This window comes from Paenibacillus sp. FSL R7-0179, from assembly GCF_038002265.1.
GTDB lineage: Bacteria > Bacillota > Bacilli > Paenibacillales > Paenibacillaceae > Paenibacillus_AQ.
In genome coordinates this window covers 1,944,203-1,959,036 of sequence record NZ_JBBOCC010000001.1, presented here as the reverse complement: position 1 = coordinate 1,959,036, position 14,834 = coordinate 1,944,203, and the positions used below count along the sequence as shown (strand labels likewise).

At 55.4% G+C, this 14,834-nt stretch carries 14 protein-coding genes; 2 read left to right on the top strand and 12 right to left on the bottom strand.

Going from position 1 to position 14,834, the window contains the following annotated elements:
- Positions 1-8: 8 nt before the first annotated feature.
- The 7 genes from MKX63_RS08715 to MKX63_RS08685 form a co-directional block, all read right to left on the bottom strand.
- On the bottom strand, positions 9-683 hold the full coding sequence (locus tag MKX63_RS08715) for a Na-translocating system protein MpsC family protein (RefSeq protein ID WP_341016535.1): 675 nt from the start codon (positions 681-683) through the stop codon (positions 9-11).
- Between the two features lie 285 nt (positions 684-968).
- On the bottom strand, positions 969-2,036 hold the full coding sequence (locus MKX63_RS08710; protein WP_341016533.1) for an ABC transporter substrate-binding protein: 1,068 nt from the start codon (positions 2,034-2,036) through the stop codon (positions 969-971).
- Positions 2,037-2,089: 53 nt separating this feature from the next.
- On the bottom strand, positions 2,090-2,422 hold the full coding sequence (locus MKX63_RS08705; protein WP_341016529.1) for a ferredoxin family protein: 333 nt from the start codon (positions 2,420-2,422) through the stop codon (positions 2,090-2,092).
- Positions 2,419-4,026, bottom strand: coding sequence for an FAD-binding protein (locus tag MKX63_RS08700; protein ID WP_341016527.1), 1,608 nt, complete (start codon positions 4,024-4,026; stop codon positions 2,419-2,421). The genes MKX63_RS08705 and MKX63_RS08700 overlap by 4 nt, the downstream gene beginning before the upstream one ends.
- A 49-nt stretch (positions 4,027-4,075) precedes the next feature.
- Positions 4,076-4,963 carry an ABC transporter permease gene (locus MKX63_RS08695; protein ID WP_341016525.1) on the bottom strand — a complete coding sequence of 296 codons (888 nt, stop codon included), beginning with the start codon at positions 4,961-4,963 and terminating at the stop codon, positions 4,076-4,078.
- Between the two features lie 15 nt (positions 4,964-4,978).
- Positions 4,979-5,800, bottom strand: a complete 822-nt coding sequence (locus MKX63_RS08690) for an ABC transporter permease (protein WP_341016524.1) — start codon at positions 5,798-5,800, stop codon at positions 4,979-4,981.
- A gap of 101 nt (positions 5,801-5,901) precedes the next feature.
- Positions 5,902-6,678 (bottom strand): ABC transporter ATP-binding protein, encoded by a 777-nt coding sequence (locus MKX63_RS08685; RefSeq protein WP_341016523.1) that lies wholly within the window; start codon positions 6,676-6,678, stop codon positions 5,902-5,904.
- 505 nt (positions 6,679-7,183) lie between these two features.
- On the opposite strand from MKX63_RS08685, the gene MKX63_RS08680 reads away from it, so the two are divergent.
- Positions 7,184-8,380, top strand: coding sequence for an LLM class flavin-dependent oxidoreductase (locus tag MKX63_RS08680; RefSeq protein WP_341016522.1), 1,197 nt, complete (start codon positions 7,184-7,186; stop codon positions 8,378-8,380).
- A 194-nt stretch (positions 8,381-8,574) separates the two neighbouring features.
- On the opposite strand, the gene MKX63_RS08675 is transcribed toward MKX63_RS08680, so the two are convergent.
- The 3 genes from MKX63_RS08675 to MKX63_RS08665 form a co-directional block, all read right to left on the bottom strand.
- Positions 8,575-8,727 carry a hypothetical protein gene (locus MKX63_RS08675; protein ID WP_341016520.1) on the bottom strand — a complete coding sequence of 51 codons (153 nt, stop codon included), beginning with the start codon at positions 8,725-8,727 and terminating at the stop codon, positions 8,575-8,577.
- Positions 8,728-9,485: 758 nt separating this feature from the next.
- Complete coding sequence (locus tag MKX63_RS08670) at positions 9,486-9,713, bottom strand: hypothetical protein (RefSeq protein WP_341016518.1); 228 nt, start codon at positions 9,711-9,713, stop codon at positions 9,486-9,488.
- A gap of 4 nt (positions 9,714-9,717) precedes the next feature.
- On the bottom strand, positions 9,718-10,719 hold the full coding sequence (locus tag MKX63_RS08665) for a TIR domain-containing protein (RefSeq protein WP_341016517.1): 1,002 nt from the start codon (positions 10,717-10,719) through the stop codon (positions 9,718-9,720).
- A gap of 239 nt (positions 10,720-10,958) precedes the next feature.
- Here MKX63_RS08665 and MKX63_RS08660 point away from each other — a divergent pair, with 239 nt between their 5' ends.
- Positions 10,959-12,131, top strand: coding sequence for an N-acetylmuramoyl-L-alanine amidase (locus tag MKX63_RS08660; protein WP_341016516.1), 1,173 nt, complete (start codon positions 10,959-10,961; stop codon positions 12,129-12,131).
- A gap of 7 nt (positions 12,132-12,138) precedes the next feature.
- Here MKX63_RS08660 and MKX63_RS08655 read toward each other — a convergent pair whose 3' ends face one another.
- The gene (locus tag MKX63_RS08655; RefSeq protein WP_341016515.1) at positions 12,139-13,143 is read right to left on the bottom strand and encodes an HD-GYP domain-containing protein; all 1,005 of its coding nucleotides are present in this window, start codon (positions 13,141-13,143) and stop codon (positions 12,139-12,141) included.
- A gap of 107 nt (positions 13,144-13,250) precedes the next feature.
- Positions 13,251-14,831, bottom strand: coding sequence for a response regulator (locus tag MKX63_RS08650; protein ID WP_341016513.1), 1,581 nt, complete (start codon positions 14,829-14,831; stop codon positions 13,251-13,253).
- Positions 14,832-14,834: the final 3 nt, after the last annotated feature.

Genomic DNA, 14,834 nt, shown 5'->3' with positions numbered 1-14,834 from the left:
GTTAGACTTCAGTGAAAAGTATAGGCTATCACGCTGGTATCTTTGTCGAAATCCCAGTCCACATAAATATCCGACAGCTCTTTGCCAAGCATCTGGGCGATTGTGGTGGTATCCTCCAAATATCGTTTTTCCATCTTCCGCTTGGTGGTCTTCAGTGTATTCTCGTAGCCGAGGCCAATCAATTCCTTCTCCAAAGGAATCATGATGCCTTCGCGCTTGATAATCAGAATGCGGGGTCCCAGCCACCAGGAGTCTGTATAGACCGGTTCCTTTTGGACCTTCCTGGTTACCTCGTTAATCTGGGTATGGACTTCTTCGCGCCCGGCATAATCATCAACCGGTACGTCGTCATTCTTGATGAGTGCCACGATCATACCCGATGCGTTATGAATGCCCCAATCATAAAAAAGCTCGCCGACCTCAATAGCCATGCTGTCCTTCAGGTACGCTGCAAGCTCGGGAAGCAGGGACTTCATCAGAAGCTCCCGTGTATAACGAAACGCCTGTTCTTCTTCCTTATTCAATAGAAACCTCTCCACAGGTCCGATGAAATTACGGATATGCAGTGCAATACACTGCTGCCCGATCGAGGCGTGTATCGATTCAGGTCCCTTCCCGAAGCGTTCCCGCAGTAGCCTTCCTGTAAAACTGGAAAGTTGGCTAGTAAGTTCTGTAATGCTCATTCAATTTCCTCCAGCATAATATTCTAGTGTCTGTGTGTGTACATCTGGGGAGACGCTCCGCCTGCTGAAGAAACGGTTCGTTCAACTTAGTATAATCTCAACCGCCCAGTTAGTATATATAAAACTTTATGGGCTGTCTCCAGCTACTCCGGTTAAGGACACAGAAGCTCCTATAAATAGGGTACCCAATATTCAGAACTTCCCGCCGTACACACAGAACAATAAAGGCGCTCCACTGCCTTGAACCGCAGCGGAACACCTTCAGACACTCAGGTTATTCAGCTGTTATTCAAGCTGCCAATCGCTGATATTGAAATCCTTCTTGGCCAGCTTCTCATCGACGAGGAAATTCTTGGTGCCCTCCAGCAGCTTAAGGCCGTCATCCGTGAAGGCTGTATCCTTGATATCACTGATCGGAGTGACCTGCTTCGCGATTTCCGGGGTGGTATCTCCGATCTCCGCCAGGAACTGATAATATTCATCTTCATGCTGCTTCAGATCGGCCAGTGCCTTCTCCCGTGCTGCATTCCAGACCTTAGGGAAATCCGGGAATTTCGCAAGATACTCCTCCGACACTACGGTAGCGCTGCTTCCGAGCAGATCCGGATGGGTCGAAGCATCATCCAGATGGGTGTACCCCTGCTCTATCTGCTTAAGCGCCGCTACACCGTTATTGGTGGTCGCGTCTACATCGCCGCGGGCCAGTGCTGCGGTTGCATCGGGAATCAGCATGTGAACCAGCTTATAATCAGTTACGCCCTCCTGCTTCAGTAAGCCGACTACGTAACGGTGCATAAACGAACCTTTTTGGATGGCAATCGTCTTGCCCTTCAGATCCTGCACCGTCTTCGGCCCGTCCTTCTTGCCGATCAGATAACCAACCGTATGCGCTGAAGTCTGGGCGATCAGCCGGGTCTTGGCTCCTGAGGCGTAGGCGATAATCGCCGGGGTATCCCCGAGGCTGCCGAAATCAAGTCTTCCGCTGATTAAGGATTCCGTCTGATCCGGTCCGTTCGGGAAGCCGGTCAGCTTCACTTCGGTAATCCCATACTGTTTCAGTTCTTCCTGAATAATACCTTTGTAAAGACCCCACCCTTCCGCCCCTCCCGGCAGATTCAGCTTGTTGGAGCCGATGTATCCGAAATTCAGCACGGCCGGAACATTGCTTGCCGCCTTACCGCCAGCTGCTTCAGCGGTATTGGTACCTCCACTGCCTGCTGCCGGGCTGCCTCCCGAGCCTGTGTTATTGCCGCAAGCCTGCAGTACCAGCATGATCATCACCACAGCTGTAATCAGCGTGAGGCGTCCCCTTTTGCTCCATACACCTGTAATCTCTCTGTACAATCTGCTCATTGCTGTATTCTCCCCTCAGTCGTCTACTGGATGTTGTTCACGCATATCTGAAATCAGAATCCTGCCCGGGCCGCCAGCTTCACCATGAAGTCATGACTAGCCACCGGCTGTCTGCCCTTGCCCCAGCCTACCTTCTCGCGGTAGCCGCCAAGCAGGCCTTGCTGCTCAAGCTCTGCCTCTGTAATGCCGGTAAGCCCCTCGGAATCCGGAGCCACATACAGCGCGTCCACCGGACAATACAGCTCACACATGAAGCAGGTCTGGCAGTCGCTCTGCCGGGCGATTACGGGAATTCCGTTCTCTACCCGGTCGAATACATTGGTCGGGCAGACGGATACGCACTGGTTACATTCTACACACCGGTCAGCGCTGATGACTTCAATCACAGCAATACACTCTCCTTCGCTACCTCTTCTGCCTTCACCCATATCTGATCCAGTCCGCCGCTGATTAAGCGGTGATGCTGGCTGTCATCACTTCCCTTGAAGTCCTCCCGTTTGTGCATTCCCCGGGTTTCGGTGCGGGCCAGTGCGGAGTTGTACATCCAGCGTGCCGTTGCCGTCATCGCTTCGGCTTCACGCGCCTTCACGCCTTCCGGCGTGCGCTGGATTTCCCGGCTGCGCTGCTCCTTCCATAGTCCGTCCAGACGCTCCAGCGAGGACGCCAGCCCCTGCTCTGTACGGAACAGATTAATATCGTACGGTTTGACTTCTGCCTGCACAGCCTCCACATACTCTGCGGTTCTGGCCGCAGCTCCCGCCCTCACTTCCTGGTGAACCAGCGGTGAAGAGGATAGCCCGGCAGGTGCGCGGTGATCTGAATACCGGCCGAGTCCGGCTGCATAGGCGGCCGCCCCTTCTCCGGCGAAGGAGCCGGAGGACATCGCCCAGGCGGCATTATGACTGCCGCCTCCGGTGAATCCGCCGCAGATCAGCTCGCGGGTGGCGGCATCCCCCGCCGCGTACAAGCCGGGTACGCCTGTACCGCACTGCTCATCCGTAATCCGGATGCCGCCGGTTCCCCGGACGGTCCCCTCCAGCCGCAGGGTTACCGGGAAGAGATCCTTAAAGGGATTAATTCCCCGCCGGTCGAACGGCAGGAAGAAGTTCGTCTGTGCCACCCGCAGCAGCGGCTGCAAGGCCTCATCGGCTCCGTCCAGCTTCGCAAACACCTGGCGGCCGGCCAGCAGATTCCTGGCAATGACCGAGCGGCCCTTTTTGGAGCCCGCTCCTTCCACCACGCTGCCGTCCTCATAATAGAAGCTGGCATAGCTGTAATACGCGGTCTTCGTTACAGAGGAGAAGGTCGGGCAGATCGCATAGGCATTGGAGAACTCCATGCCGGACAGGCTCGCCCCTGCTTCCGCAGCGAATAAGTAGCCATCACCCGTCAGGACGTTGCAGCCCAGCGCCTTACTGAGGAAAGCGCAGCCCCCGGTGGCGATAACTACCGCCCCGGCATGCACACTCCAGGCTTCCCCGCTCTGGGTCTGCACGCCGGCCGCTCCGGCTACCCCGTGCTCATCGGCGAGCAGCTCCAGCACGGGACTGTGGTCCAGAATCTTCACCCCCGCCTTCTTCACCAGCTTGCGCATCAGCCGCATATATTCAGGTCCCTGCAGACCCCGGCGGTATGGATTGCCTTCTTCGTCCACCGGGAACGGATAGCCGCTGACGCCCAGTCTGTTCATATTCTCATACGTACGGTCCAGCACCCGGTCCATCCAGCGCTGCTCGGCCAGCTTGCCGCCCATCGCGTAGCGGCTGGCCTTCGCTGCCTCGCGCAGCTCCGCCTCCGGCTTCACGTACCACACGCCTGTTCCCGACGGGGCAGTCGCACCGCTGGTGCCGCAGTAGCCCTTATCGGCCAGGATCACCTTCACTCCCTTGGCTGCGGCTGTAAGTGCCGCCCATGTTCCTGCCGGACCTCCGCCGATTACCAGTACATCTGCTGTCAGTTTCAATGCTTCCTTCAGTGCCGGTTGGTTCATGTTGTTGCCCCCTTGGTTTCATTAGCGTTAGCGTTGCAATAACCCGTCTTTACCCTTGATAGCTGTCCCGCCAGTACAGGAATCTGCGTTCAATGATGCGGAATAGCGAATCGATTAGCTTGCCGACCACGGCGAAAATAAGTATCCCGACAAATATAACTGCCGTATTGGAATTCTGCTTCGCTTCATTAATGAGAAAGCCAACCCCGGACTGTGATCCGATCAGTTCAGCAACCACCAGACCGATCCAGGCCACCGCCATCGATAAGCGCAGGCCCAGGAGAATGCCGGGCAGCGCAGCCGGCAGGATCAGCCGCCGCAGCTTCTGCAGCGGACTGAAGCCGAGCACCCGGGCCACTTCGAACAGCTTGTTGTCCACTCCCCGGATGCCCATGAAGGTATTAACATAGAGCGGGAAGAAGGAGCCGCTCATGATAATCACCACCTTCGAAATCTCCCCGAAGCCAAACCACAGAATAATTAGCGGGGCTATGGCCAGATGCGGAACCAGACGCAGAATCTGTATACTTGGGTCCAGCAGATAGGCTGCGCTGCGGAACAGGCCGGTCAATGTCCCCAGCAGCAGGCCGAGAATTCCTCCAATCAGGAACCCGAGGCCCGCCCGACCGATGCTGACGCCCAGATGGTGGATAAGCTCCCCCTTAACGGCCAGATCCGCAAATGCGGAGAGAATCGTCAGCGGTGCCGGAAGGAACTCCGGCGAGATCCAGCCTGTGTTCCCGCCAAGCTGCCATATGGCTAGTACTGCTGCGGGAATGGCTGCCCCGGTGCCCCAGTCATACAGAAGCTTTTTCCAGACTACAGATTCTGTCTCTCTCTTGTTGTTAGACGTAGTAATTGAAGCAGTTCCGCTATAATCACGGGCTTCCCTTACCCCCTTGGCTGTCTTGATTATGGCTTCGATCCCTTCACTCATGCTACGCTTCCCCTCCTATCCCTGATAACTGTCCCGCCACCGGAGCAGACGCTGTTCAACCAGGCGGACAATCGTGTCACTCAGCAGCCCGACAGCGGCAAATATAATAATTCCGACAAATACAACCGGCGTATCAGCGAACTGGCGGGCATCTGACATCATGTAGCCGATCCCCGAGGTAGAAGCAATAAGCTCCGCGACCACCAGTCCCAGCCAGGAGAGTCCCAGCGACAAACGCACCCCGAGCATAATATTCGGTACCGCCGCAGGCAGCACCAGCCGTACAATCTGCTTCCCTCTGCTGAAGCCAAGGACTCTGGCTACCTCAAACAGCTTGTTATCCGTCCCGCGTATACCGATAAAGGTATTGATATAGACCGGGAAAAACGCGCCTTTGGCAATCAGCAGCACCTTGGATTCTTCGCCGATGCCGAACCAGAGAATGAACAGCGGCACTACGGCAAGGCTCGGAATCATCCGGATCATTTGCAGCGAGGGGTCCAGCAGCTTCTCCGACCGGCGGAATAATCCGACCAGTATGCCAAAGAATAGGCCGAGCCCGCCGCCAAGCAGAAAGCCTGACAATGCCCGCAGGGCACTGATTCTCAGGTTGCTCCATAAATCCCCGGCAGACGCCAGCGTAATGAAGGACTGGGCAATCGTATAAGGCGTCGGGAACAGCATCTCCGAGATCACTCCGTAATGGCCCAGCATCTGCCACAGGATCAGCACTCCTGCCGGAAGCAGCAGCCCCAGACCGGCAATGACCACTTTTCCGGGTCCATCGGACCGTCCGGTTCTTCCGGCATTTCCTGCCGCTACAGTTCTTTGAGCCATGGCTGTCCCTCCTTCTGAATCAATTAATAAATTCGCATGGATTGAGTCGGATATAAATCGGAGCTTAGCCTCACTTTTCGACAATAAGCATCTGGTTTACTTTATATTCCGGCCCCGTCCTTCAGCTCCAGCTCATCCACCTTCTCGAAGTAATTCAAGACCTTGAGCCGCAGCTCCTGAAAGGAGGTTGTAGTTTTGGTGCGCGGATACGGCAGGTCAATGGGAACGATTTTGCGAATTCGCCCGGGACGGGGCTCCAGAATGACCACCCGGTTGCCCAGGAACACGGCTTCATCAATATCATGTGTCACAAAAATCATCGTTGTCCGGTTACGCCGCCAAATGTCGAGCAGCACCGCCTGCATATGCGCCCGGGTAAAAGCATCCAGCGCGCCAAAGGGCTCATCCAGCAGCAGAACCTTGGGACTGCGCAGCAGCGCCCGGGCAATCGCTACCCGCTGGGCCATCCCTCCCGACAGCTCGCGGGGATAGGATTTCTCGAAGCCGCCAAGCTTCACCAGCTCAATCAGCTCATCTACCCGCTGCCGGATATCCGGCCTGCCCAGCGGCAGATCCGAGGCAATATTCTTCTCTACCGTAAGCCAGGGAAACAAGCGGTGCTCCTGAAAAATAAACCCCTTATCGATTCCCGGCCCGCTGATCGCTGCCCCCTCCAAAGTAACACTGCCCGTATAGCCGGTATCCAGACCGGCGATGATGCGCAGCAGGGTGCTTTTGCCGCAGCCGCTGGGTCCAATCACCGTAATGAACTCACCCTCCTGCACCTCCAGCTCCACATCCTCCAGCGCATGCACCAGGCCCCCGGCGGTACCAAAGTGCTTATTCAGTTCTGTGATAGACAACAAAGCCTCGCCCATATCTGCTCCTCCTTCTGGCTGAATTCCCTTAGCAAGTGGAAACGGCTTTTCCGTCCTTTTAAAAGGACGGTACCGTTTCAGCGAGAAAGATAAGAATAGTTATAGCGAGAAGCATATAAATTCTTATCTTTCAACAAAAAAACAGAGGAACCTCGCGCAGCAATCACGCAGGCACCTCTGTATGTACAGTCGGCAAATTATAATCCAAAGTAAGTTGATTGGAATTTGTAAATTTAAAATATCATCCCCCAGGTGATCTGTCAATAAAAATACACAATATCCGGGCGGATTAATTTGATTTAGTACTGACATTCTTCTAAAACTATGAAACAGTAACTAGGAAGCAGCCACGATGAAACAGCAAATGTTAATAAGTTCGCAAACTTCCACTCATATACTTACAATTAGTAAGTATATGTGTTATACTGGGCTATATCTTTGCATTAACGGACAAGCTTACAAGATAACTGCTGCTCACTATTATGGATGATAAGGGGTCTGTACCATGAATGATCAAGGGAACAATGAAGGAAATACACAAGCTAATGAGCAACTAAATACTCAAGCGAATATAGAAGCGGATGCGCAAGCGGATATACAAGCGAATACGAAAGCCAAAGAAGCAAGCCTGCCGGAGTTTGAATTCGGCATTTATACATTGGGCGATATCGTCACCGATTGCCATACCGGACAACGTATCAGCCCCGCCCAGCGCCTGAAGGAAGTGATTGCCGCCGCGAAGCTGGCCGATGAGGCCGGGCTGGATGTGTTCGGCGTCGGGGAGCATCACCGGCTGGATTTCGTGATCTCTTCGGTGCCCGTTGTCCTGGCGGCCATTGCCCAGGTTACACAGCGGATCAAGCTCACCAGCGCCACGACCGTGCTAAGCACCATTGATCCCGTGCGGGTTTTCGAGGATTTCGCCACCCTGGACCTGCTGTCGGACGGGCGGGCTGAGATTATTGCCGGGCGCGGCGCTTTTCTGGAATCGTTCCCGCTATTCGGCTACGAGCTGGAGGATTACAAGCAGCTATTCAGCGAGAATCTCGATCTGCTGCTCACCCTGAACCAGCATGAGGTCATGAACTGGCAGGGCAAATTCCGCTCCCCGCTGCATAACGCCGAGATTGCTCCGCGTCCGCTCCAGCAGAAGCTGCCGCTCTGGGTCGGCATCGGCGGCTCGGCCGAGAGCGCAGCGAAGGCCGGGGCCCTTGGCATCGGCATGGCGATCGCGATCCTGAGCGGCAGCCCGGAGCCGTTCCAGAACCTGGCCGGCACCTACCGCCGCGCCGGGGCCGCCGCCGGCCACCAGCCGGAGGACCTGAAGATCGCCATCACCAGCCATGGCTACATTGCCAAGACCTCTCAGCAGGCACTGGATGAGTATTATCCTTATTACTACAGCTACCGTAACAGCATCAGCCCGCGCCCCGGTCAGGAGTACCGGATCTCCCGCAGCGAATTCGGCAGGTTCACCTCCCCGGACAACACCCTGGCCGTGGGCAGCCCGCAACAGATTATCGAGAAGATTCTCTATCAGCATGAGCTGTTCGGCCATAACCGCTTCATGACCCAACTCGACATCGGCGGCCTCCCCTACCCCAAGGTAGCCGCCGCCATTGAACTGCTCGCCACCGAGGTCGCCCCGGTGGTGCGCCGCGAGCTTGCGAAGAACCCGCGCGGAATTGCCTCCGCGCAATAGGGGACTATTGCGCGGGATGGGGTGCCGCCTAACTGATTGGCTCATTTAACTAACAGCTACTTGAATCAGGTGCACTTGTGCTCCTGATTTGCTCGTTTAACTAACTTTTACTCGATTCAGGGGCACTTGTGCTCCTGATTTGCTCATCTAACTAACTTTTCCTTGATTCAGGTGTACTTGTGCTCCTGATTTGCTCATTTAACCAACTTGCACTCCTCATCCGACCTACTTTCAGCACCATCAAGGGGATTTATCCCTCTCATTTCTACATCCAGTCCACTTTCAGCTCCATCAAGGGGATTTATCCCTCTCATTTCTCCGTCCAGCCCACTTTTCAGCTCCATCAAGGGGATTTATCCCTCTCATTTCCCCATCCAGCCCACTTTTCAGTGTCACCAAGGGGATTTATCCCTCTCATTTCCCCATCCGGCCCACTTTTCAGCGCCACCAAGGGGATTTATCCCTCTCATTTCTACATCCGGCCCACTTTTCAGCGTCACCAAGGGGATTTATCCCTCTCATTTCCCCATCCGGCCCACTTTTCAGCGTCACCAAGGGGATTTATCCCTCTCATTTCCCCATCCGGCCCACTTTTCAGCTCCATCAAGGGGATTTATCCCTCTCATTTCCCCATCCGGCCCACTTTTCAGTGTCACCAAGGGGATTTATCCCTCTCATTTCCCCATCCGGCCCACTTTTCAGCACCACCAAGGGGATTTATCCCTCTCATTTCCCCGTCCACCCCATTTTTCAGCGCCACCAAAGGGACTTATCCCTCTCATTTCCCCGTCCACCCCATTTTTCAGCGCCACCAAAGGGACTTATCCCTCTCACTCTCACTCTCACTTTCCCCGCCGCAGCACTCGGCCCGCTTCCAGCAGAGTCCACAGAATCACCCTAATTCTTATATTAGTTTAAATTCAAGACCGGGCAGACAAAGAAAGCCACGGATGTGAGTGAGCAGGCGCATCAGGATAGCTTCTAACCTAAGTGGCGGCGGCCGTTCGTTCCTTCATTCGTTCTTCGTTCCGCCATTCGTTCAAAATACAAAAAAAGCCCCCAGCAATCGCTGGGGACCTGTTCAATAATATGATTTAGCCAATGTTCAGGCAAATGATGGCTTGTTATTATCCACTTTACCGCTGATCAGCTTCTTGTACTCGTCGTCTCCACCCTCCACGGATGGTGCCAAATACACGCTTGACGCTGAGGGCGTAAGCTTGGGGCCGGATTTGCGTCTTGTGCGGCCTTTGCCTCCCGCGCTGTTGCCGTCACCGCTTGCAGACCGGCGGACAGTACTGGATACACTAACGGCATTCTTCATATTCTTCATCCTGTTAGTCCCCTCCCACTAAATGATTGACGGTGCGGAACAAATCCCGGTTATAGGCCACGACTGCTGTAATATCCTCTGCCGATAATCCCTGACTTCCTGAGAAGTGCACGGACAGCACATGGTTCTTACCTAAAGGATAGCATAGGATATATACCTCCGCAACTTCCGTACGCTGTAAAAAAGTCCATTCTTTTGCCAAAAAAGCATCCAGCACCCCCGGCTTCACACTCCCGCCCTTGAAGGCGGAGAACGGATACATCTGCCCGCGTCCCACATTGCCGCCGACCTGCTTCAGGGCCGTTTCCGCTTCGGCCCGCCACATGGCCGCTCCGATGACCCGGCAATCCTCCGGAGGCAGGAAGGAATTGCGGACGGCTTCACTCAGTGCCTGATATTTCTCGGCTGCCTGAGGCGGGGTTACATTATTATTATATTGCCAAAAGAAGTGAAGGATACTTTCTTTTCGCCTAAGCTCTGCCCGAAGCTGCAATAACTCTACAGCCGGGTCGTGATACATCCCCTGTGCCTGGATGCTGTCGATGATTTTGCCGCAGCTCACATCCACCGCCGCAGTAACATTGTCATGCTGCCACTCATATTCCAGCGGGGTTAGTCCCGACAGATCCGACAGCAAATGATACTCTTCCACATTCTCACCCGGGATCAGATCACCGCGGGCGGGCACCTGATCCGGCAGCAGGCAGAAGACCCGGCCTCGCCGCAGCCTTGCCCAGAACAGGCCCATTTCGAACTGGGTGTTGTCCCGGGTCACATAATAATATTTACCCCTAATCCGGGCTACATCATCCGGCGAGAACACAAAGACGGCAAAATCGCTGATATCCAGATTCCGCTCCAGCGCTTCCATGGTGTATTCATTCGGCCGGAAAGCTGCGGCATACCACGGATGGACCTCGGCGGTCCGCTTCAGCTGTTCGTGGATAGCCCTGGCATAGCGGATAGATTCTCTGGAAGAACCAATGAATAATCTAGGTCTGATCACGGCGGCACTCCTTTGTCTGTTTCCCCAATATGTAATAATTATACAGACATTTCCTGCCAACGAATAGGGCTTCGGGCGATATTCAACTGCTGCAGAGGAAGATAAGAGGATTGTAATTATCAGCGTTGTTAGCGGTAGTTGGAGTAGGTATTTATCTTCAATTTTAATTTTTTGGTATTCTCCTGCCGATGAAACGGGTAATAGAATGTTATCTCTAGGGGAAATGGGGCTTTATTTGTATGCGACAAAAAATACATACCGCAGTTCTGTCAGCCTGTCTGCTGACTTCATTCATACTGGCACCTGTCCTGCCGTCTTCTACCGCTTATGCTGCAACTGCTTACACAGCCAAAGTGTACGCCAGCTCCCTGAATGTACGCAGTGAGCCTGCTGCAAGCGCCGCCGTCACAGGCTCTCTGGCTGCCGGAGCCACCGTTACCGTAACTGAGGAGCAGCATGGCTGGCTCAAGGTCCGGGCCGGCTCTGTCTCCGGCTGGGTAGCCGGTTACTACCTGAAGCGAACCAGTGGAAGCTCCTCCACCAGTGCCTCTTCCAGCTCTACCGCCTCCAAGGCATCTGCCAAGGTGGCGGTGAAGACCACCTCGGCTTCCAGCGGAACGGCTGTCGTGACCGCGTCTTCCCTGCGCATCCGCAGCGGGCCGGGAACGGGCTATGAGGTGGTCGGCTCCCTGCAATCCGGCAACAAGGTGACCCTCCTGCTCCGGCAGGGAGAGTGGGCGCGGGTCCGCACCGCCGGAGGAACGGTCGGCTGGGTATCCTCCGGGTATTTGTCAGGCGGAACCGTCCGCAGCGCAAGCACGGTCAGCTCGAATAGCCAGGCTCAGAGTGTGGTACGGAAATCCGGCAGCATCCGGGGCAAGCTGATCATAGTGGACCCTGGCCACGGCGGCACCGATCCCGGCATGCTCGGGACAACCTATGACACGATGGAGAAGGATCTGACGCTCCAGACCTCCCTGTACCTGCGGGATTATCTAACCGCCAAGGGAGCCAGAGTGGAGATGACCCGGACCCGCGGGGACCAGAAGCCTGCGCTCTCCCAGCGGGTGCAGCTCGGACGGCAGCTCGGTGCGGACGCTTTTGTCAGCATTCATTATAATTCATCGCCGAAGAATGTCTCCGGCACGCTGACCTTCTTTTATTCGCAGCAGAATGATCTGCGGCTGGCCCGGGCAGTGGAGACCCGGCTGGGTGAGGGCATCGGTCTGCGCAGCAACGGCCTCTCCTTCGGCGACTACCATATTCTGCGGGAGAATCCGCTGCCGGCCACCCTTGTAGAGCTGGGCTTCCTGTCGAACCCGTACGATGAATCGATTGTGCGCAAAGCGGCTTATCAGCGGAAGGCGGCTCAAGCAGTCGCTGAGGGAGTGGCCGATTATTTCAACCAGTAGACCGGAATCAGAGGCTGATCTCCCGGATGTTAAGCTCCGTTCTTTTGCTCAGATCAATATATTCATCCCCGATGCGGATCAGCGGAGTCTCGATGTCATGCGGGTTCAAGTAGACAATCTCGCCGACCCGGCCATCGGTTAGGACAACTTCACGCCCGACAGACCGCTTCACGATATTTTCCAGAAAAACGGTTACAATATGCGGGTCCAGCGCGCCGAAGCTGCCTCTTCTCATCTGATCCACAATCATATGGAACGGCGTCGGTTCATGATACGGGCGCTTGCTGGACATCGCATGAAAAATATCGGCCACGGCCACTATTTTGCTGTACGGATCGATCTGTTCGTCCTTCAGCCCCAGCGGATATCCCTTGCCGTCGTTTCGCTCATGATGCTGAAGCGCCACCAGGGCAATGCGTGAATTGGCTCCGGCGGTTTCTTTGAGGATCTCGTAGCCATAGACGGTATGTTTCTTCACCTGAGTGTATTCCTCGTCCGTCAGCTTGCCGGGCTTATTCAGCAGCTCTGAGGGAATCTTCAGCTTGCCGATGTCATGCAGAGTTGCAGCCATGGAGAGCACGGACAGCTCCGCTTCACTCATCTCCAGCCATCTCCCGATCAGGGTAGAGAGCACCGCAACGCCGACATTGTGCTCATATGTATAATCATCCTTGCCCTGCACCGAATGGAACAAGGCGAAGATATCCGGGTTGCGCGAGATCTCCTGGATAACCGGAAGAACTTCCTTGCGTATATCCGCCAGCGGGATTTTGCGGGAGATCCGGTAGGATTCGAATAATTCCTTGGACAGATCCACTGTATTGTTGACCATCTTCTGGTAGGAGGGCGTCTGGTCAGCCTCATCTGCAAAAAGAATGTCGAATCTGTCGATTTTTTGTTTGCGGATAAGCTCCAGATGCTCGGCAGTCAGTCTGCTTCCCGCCGGAATTACAGTCACTCCATAGGCATTAATCAGGTCATTCTTAATCGTTCTTCCCAGATCATTGTCCATATTATCCAGCTCTCCCCTATAACCGCAGCTATGTATTCATTGCCCATATAGCTATTATCGGTTGCAGACCGGGAAATGCTGAAAGGCAGGCTGTGAACGATACATACTCACGCTTCTTCTTCCTGCTTGCGGTATTCTCTTGGCGTAAGGCCGGCGGTTTTCTTGAAGACACGGCTGAAATACTTCTCATCCTCATAGCCCACCAGCTCCGCGATCTGCGACAGCCGCAGATTCGTATTCTGGAGCAGCGTCTTCGCCTTCTCCACGCGGAGGCCGGTCAGATAATCCGACAGATTCTCCCCGGTAACCTGCTTGAACTTGCGCGACACGTTCTCCCTGCTGATGAAAAAGCGTTCCGCAATATGCTGCAGTGTCATCTCCTGCGCATAGTTCCGGTCCAGGTACTCCCTGATCTCCTGGACGAGCCGGCTGTCCGGGGCCTGCGGGCTGCTCTTGGACAAGCGGTGCAGCAGCGATTTCAGCCGGAACTGCCAGTTCTCCACCGAGAACAGCCCCTCGGCGTCATAACAGCGCTCCAGGCTGAGCTCCTCCTCCGGCCGCCAGCGCTTCAGAACCCCCAGAATCTCCGTCTGCTGCTGGAGCAGAACGCGCTCCGTGAGCAGCGGCAGCCCGGCCAGATGCCCGGCCCACTCCTCCGCCACCCGCTCCATCCGCTCCAGATCGCCGGACAATACGGCGATTCTAAGCTTATCCAGCCGTTCCTCCAAGCCGTAGTCGTGTGCAGGTCCACTTCCGTCCCCATGCGCTCTGAAGGGATGGATTCGCCCGTCCCGCTGTAATAGATTCCGCTCCGCAAGCGCCTGTCCTGCCTGTTCAAAAGCAGACCGCAGCCCTTCCGGCAACGGGTTCAGCGGACTAAGCCCGATATCCAGCTGAACGCCAAACGCCTGGCGGATGGCTTCATTCATGCGGTTAAGCATCTCCTCCGCCTGGGCCGCAGCGCTCCACAGCAGAACTACAAGCTCGCCGCCGCCCTGCCAATTGCGGAAGGCATAGCCGTTCTGGTCTGCGGCCATCACTTCATTGCAGACATTAGCCAGCACGAAGGCCGTCAAGGCCACATCCCCGCGGAATCTCCGCAGCAGGTGGCAGTCTGCAGCTTGCAGCGGGATGACGGCGATTCTGCACTCCTGCGCCCCGATCGGCATCCCCAGCTCTTCACAGAGGGACAGCTTCAGCTCATGGAACGAGGCCTGTCCGCTCACCAGATCGGACAGCATCTTGTCCCAGTAGAGCGGACGCAGCGCGTTGAGCTGCATGTTCTGGCGCTGCCGCCGCTTTCGTTCCGCTTCCTCTTCCATCCACAGCTTGAAGGCATGCTCCGCAGAGGCAATCAGCTGCTTGCTGTTCAGCGGCTTCAGCAGATAATCCGTACCGCCGTATACGATGGCCGGCTTCACATAATTGAAATCCTGATATCCGCTGATGACAATCGTCTTCGTATGCGGATAATGCCGGTGCAGCCATTCCAGCAGCTCCGCCCCGTCCATCAGCGGCATCCGCATATCCGTGAACACGACAGCCGGCTGATGCTCCTCCATGATCCGTGTCGCCTCCTGCCCGTTAGTCGCCTCATAGATCCCGGAGATGTTATAGCTGTCCCACGGAACAAAATAACGGATGGCCTCCCGCACATGCTTCTCATCATCTACAATCAGCACCTTCATCTC

Bases quoted from the DNA above. Each gene is read 5' to 3' on its own strand.
- MKX63_RS08695 (WP_341016525.1), bottom strand. From the start codon at position 4,963: ATGAGTGAAGGGATCGAAGCCATAATCAAGACAGCCAAGGGGGTAAGG.
- MKX63_RS08660 (WP_341016516.1), top strand. From the start codon at position 10,959: ATGCGACAAAAAATACATACCGCAGTTCTGTCAGCCTGTCTGCTGACT.
- MKX63_RS08685 (WP_341016523.1), bottom strand. From the start codon at position 6,678: ATGGGCGAGGCTTTGTTGTCTATCACAGAACTGAATAAGCACTTTGGT.
- MKX63_RS08680 (WP_341016522.1), top strand. From the start codon at position 7,184: ATGAATGATCAAGGGAACAATGAAGGAAATACACAAGCTAATGAGCAA.
- MKX63_RS08690 (WP_341016524.1), bottom strand. From the start codon at position 5,800: ATGGCTCAAAGAACTGTAGCGGCAGGAAATGCCGGAAGAACCGGACGG.
- MKX63_RS08670 (WP_341016518.1), bottom strand. From the start codon at position 9,713: ATGAAGAATATGAAGAATGCCGTTAGTGTATCCAGTACTGTCCGCCGG.
- MKX63_RS08715 (WP_341016535.1), bottom strand. From the start codon at position 683: ATGAGCATTACAGAACTTACTAGCCAACTTTCCAGTTTTACAGGAAGG.
- MKX63_RS08710 (WP_341016533.1), bottom strand. From the start codon at position 2,036: ATGAGCAGATTGTACAGAGAGATTACAGGTGTATGGAGCAAAAGGGGA.
- MKX63_RS08700 (WP_341016527.1), bottom strand. From the start codon at position 4,026: ATGAACCAACCGGCACTGAAGGAAGCATTGAAACTGACAGCAGATGTA.
- MKX63_RS08655 (WP_341016515.1), bottom strand. From the start codon at position 13,143: ATGGACAATGATCTGGGAAGAACGATTAAGAATGACCTGATTAATGCC.
- MKX63_RS08650 (WP_341016513.1), bottom strand. From the start codon at position 14,831: ATGAAGGTGCTGATTGTAGATGATGAGAAGCATGTGCGGGAGGCCATC.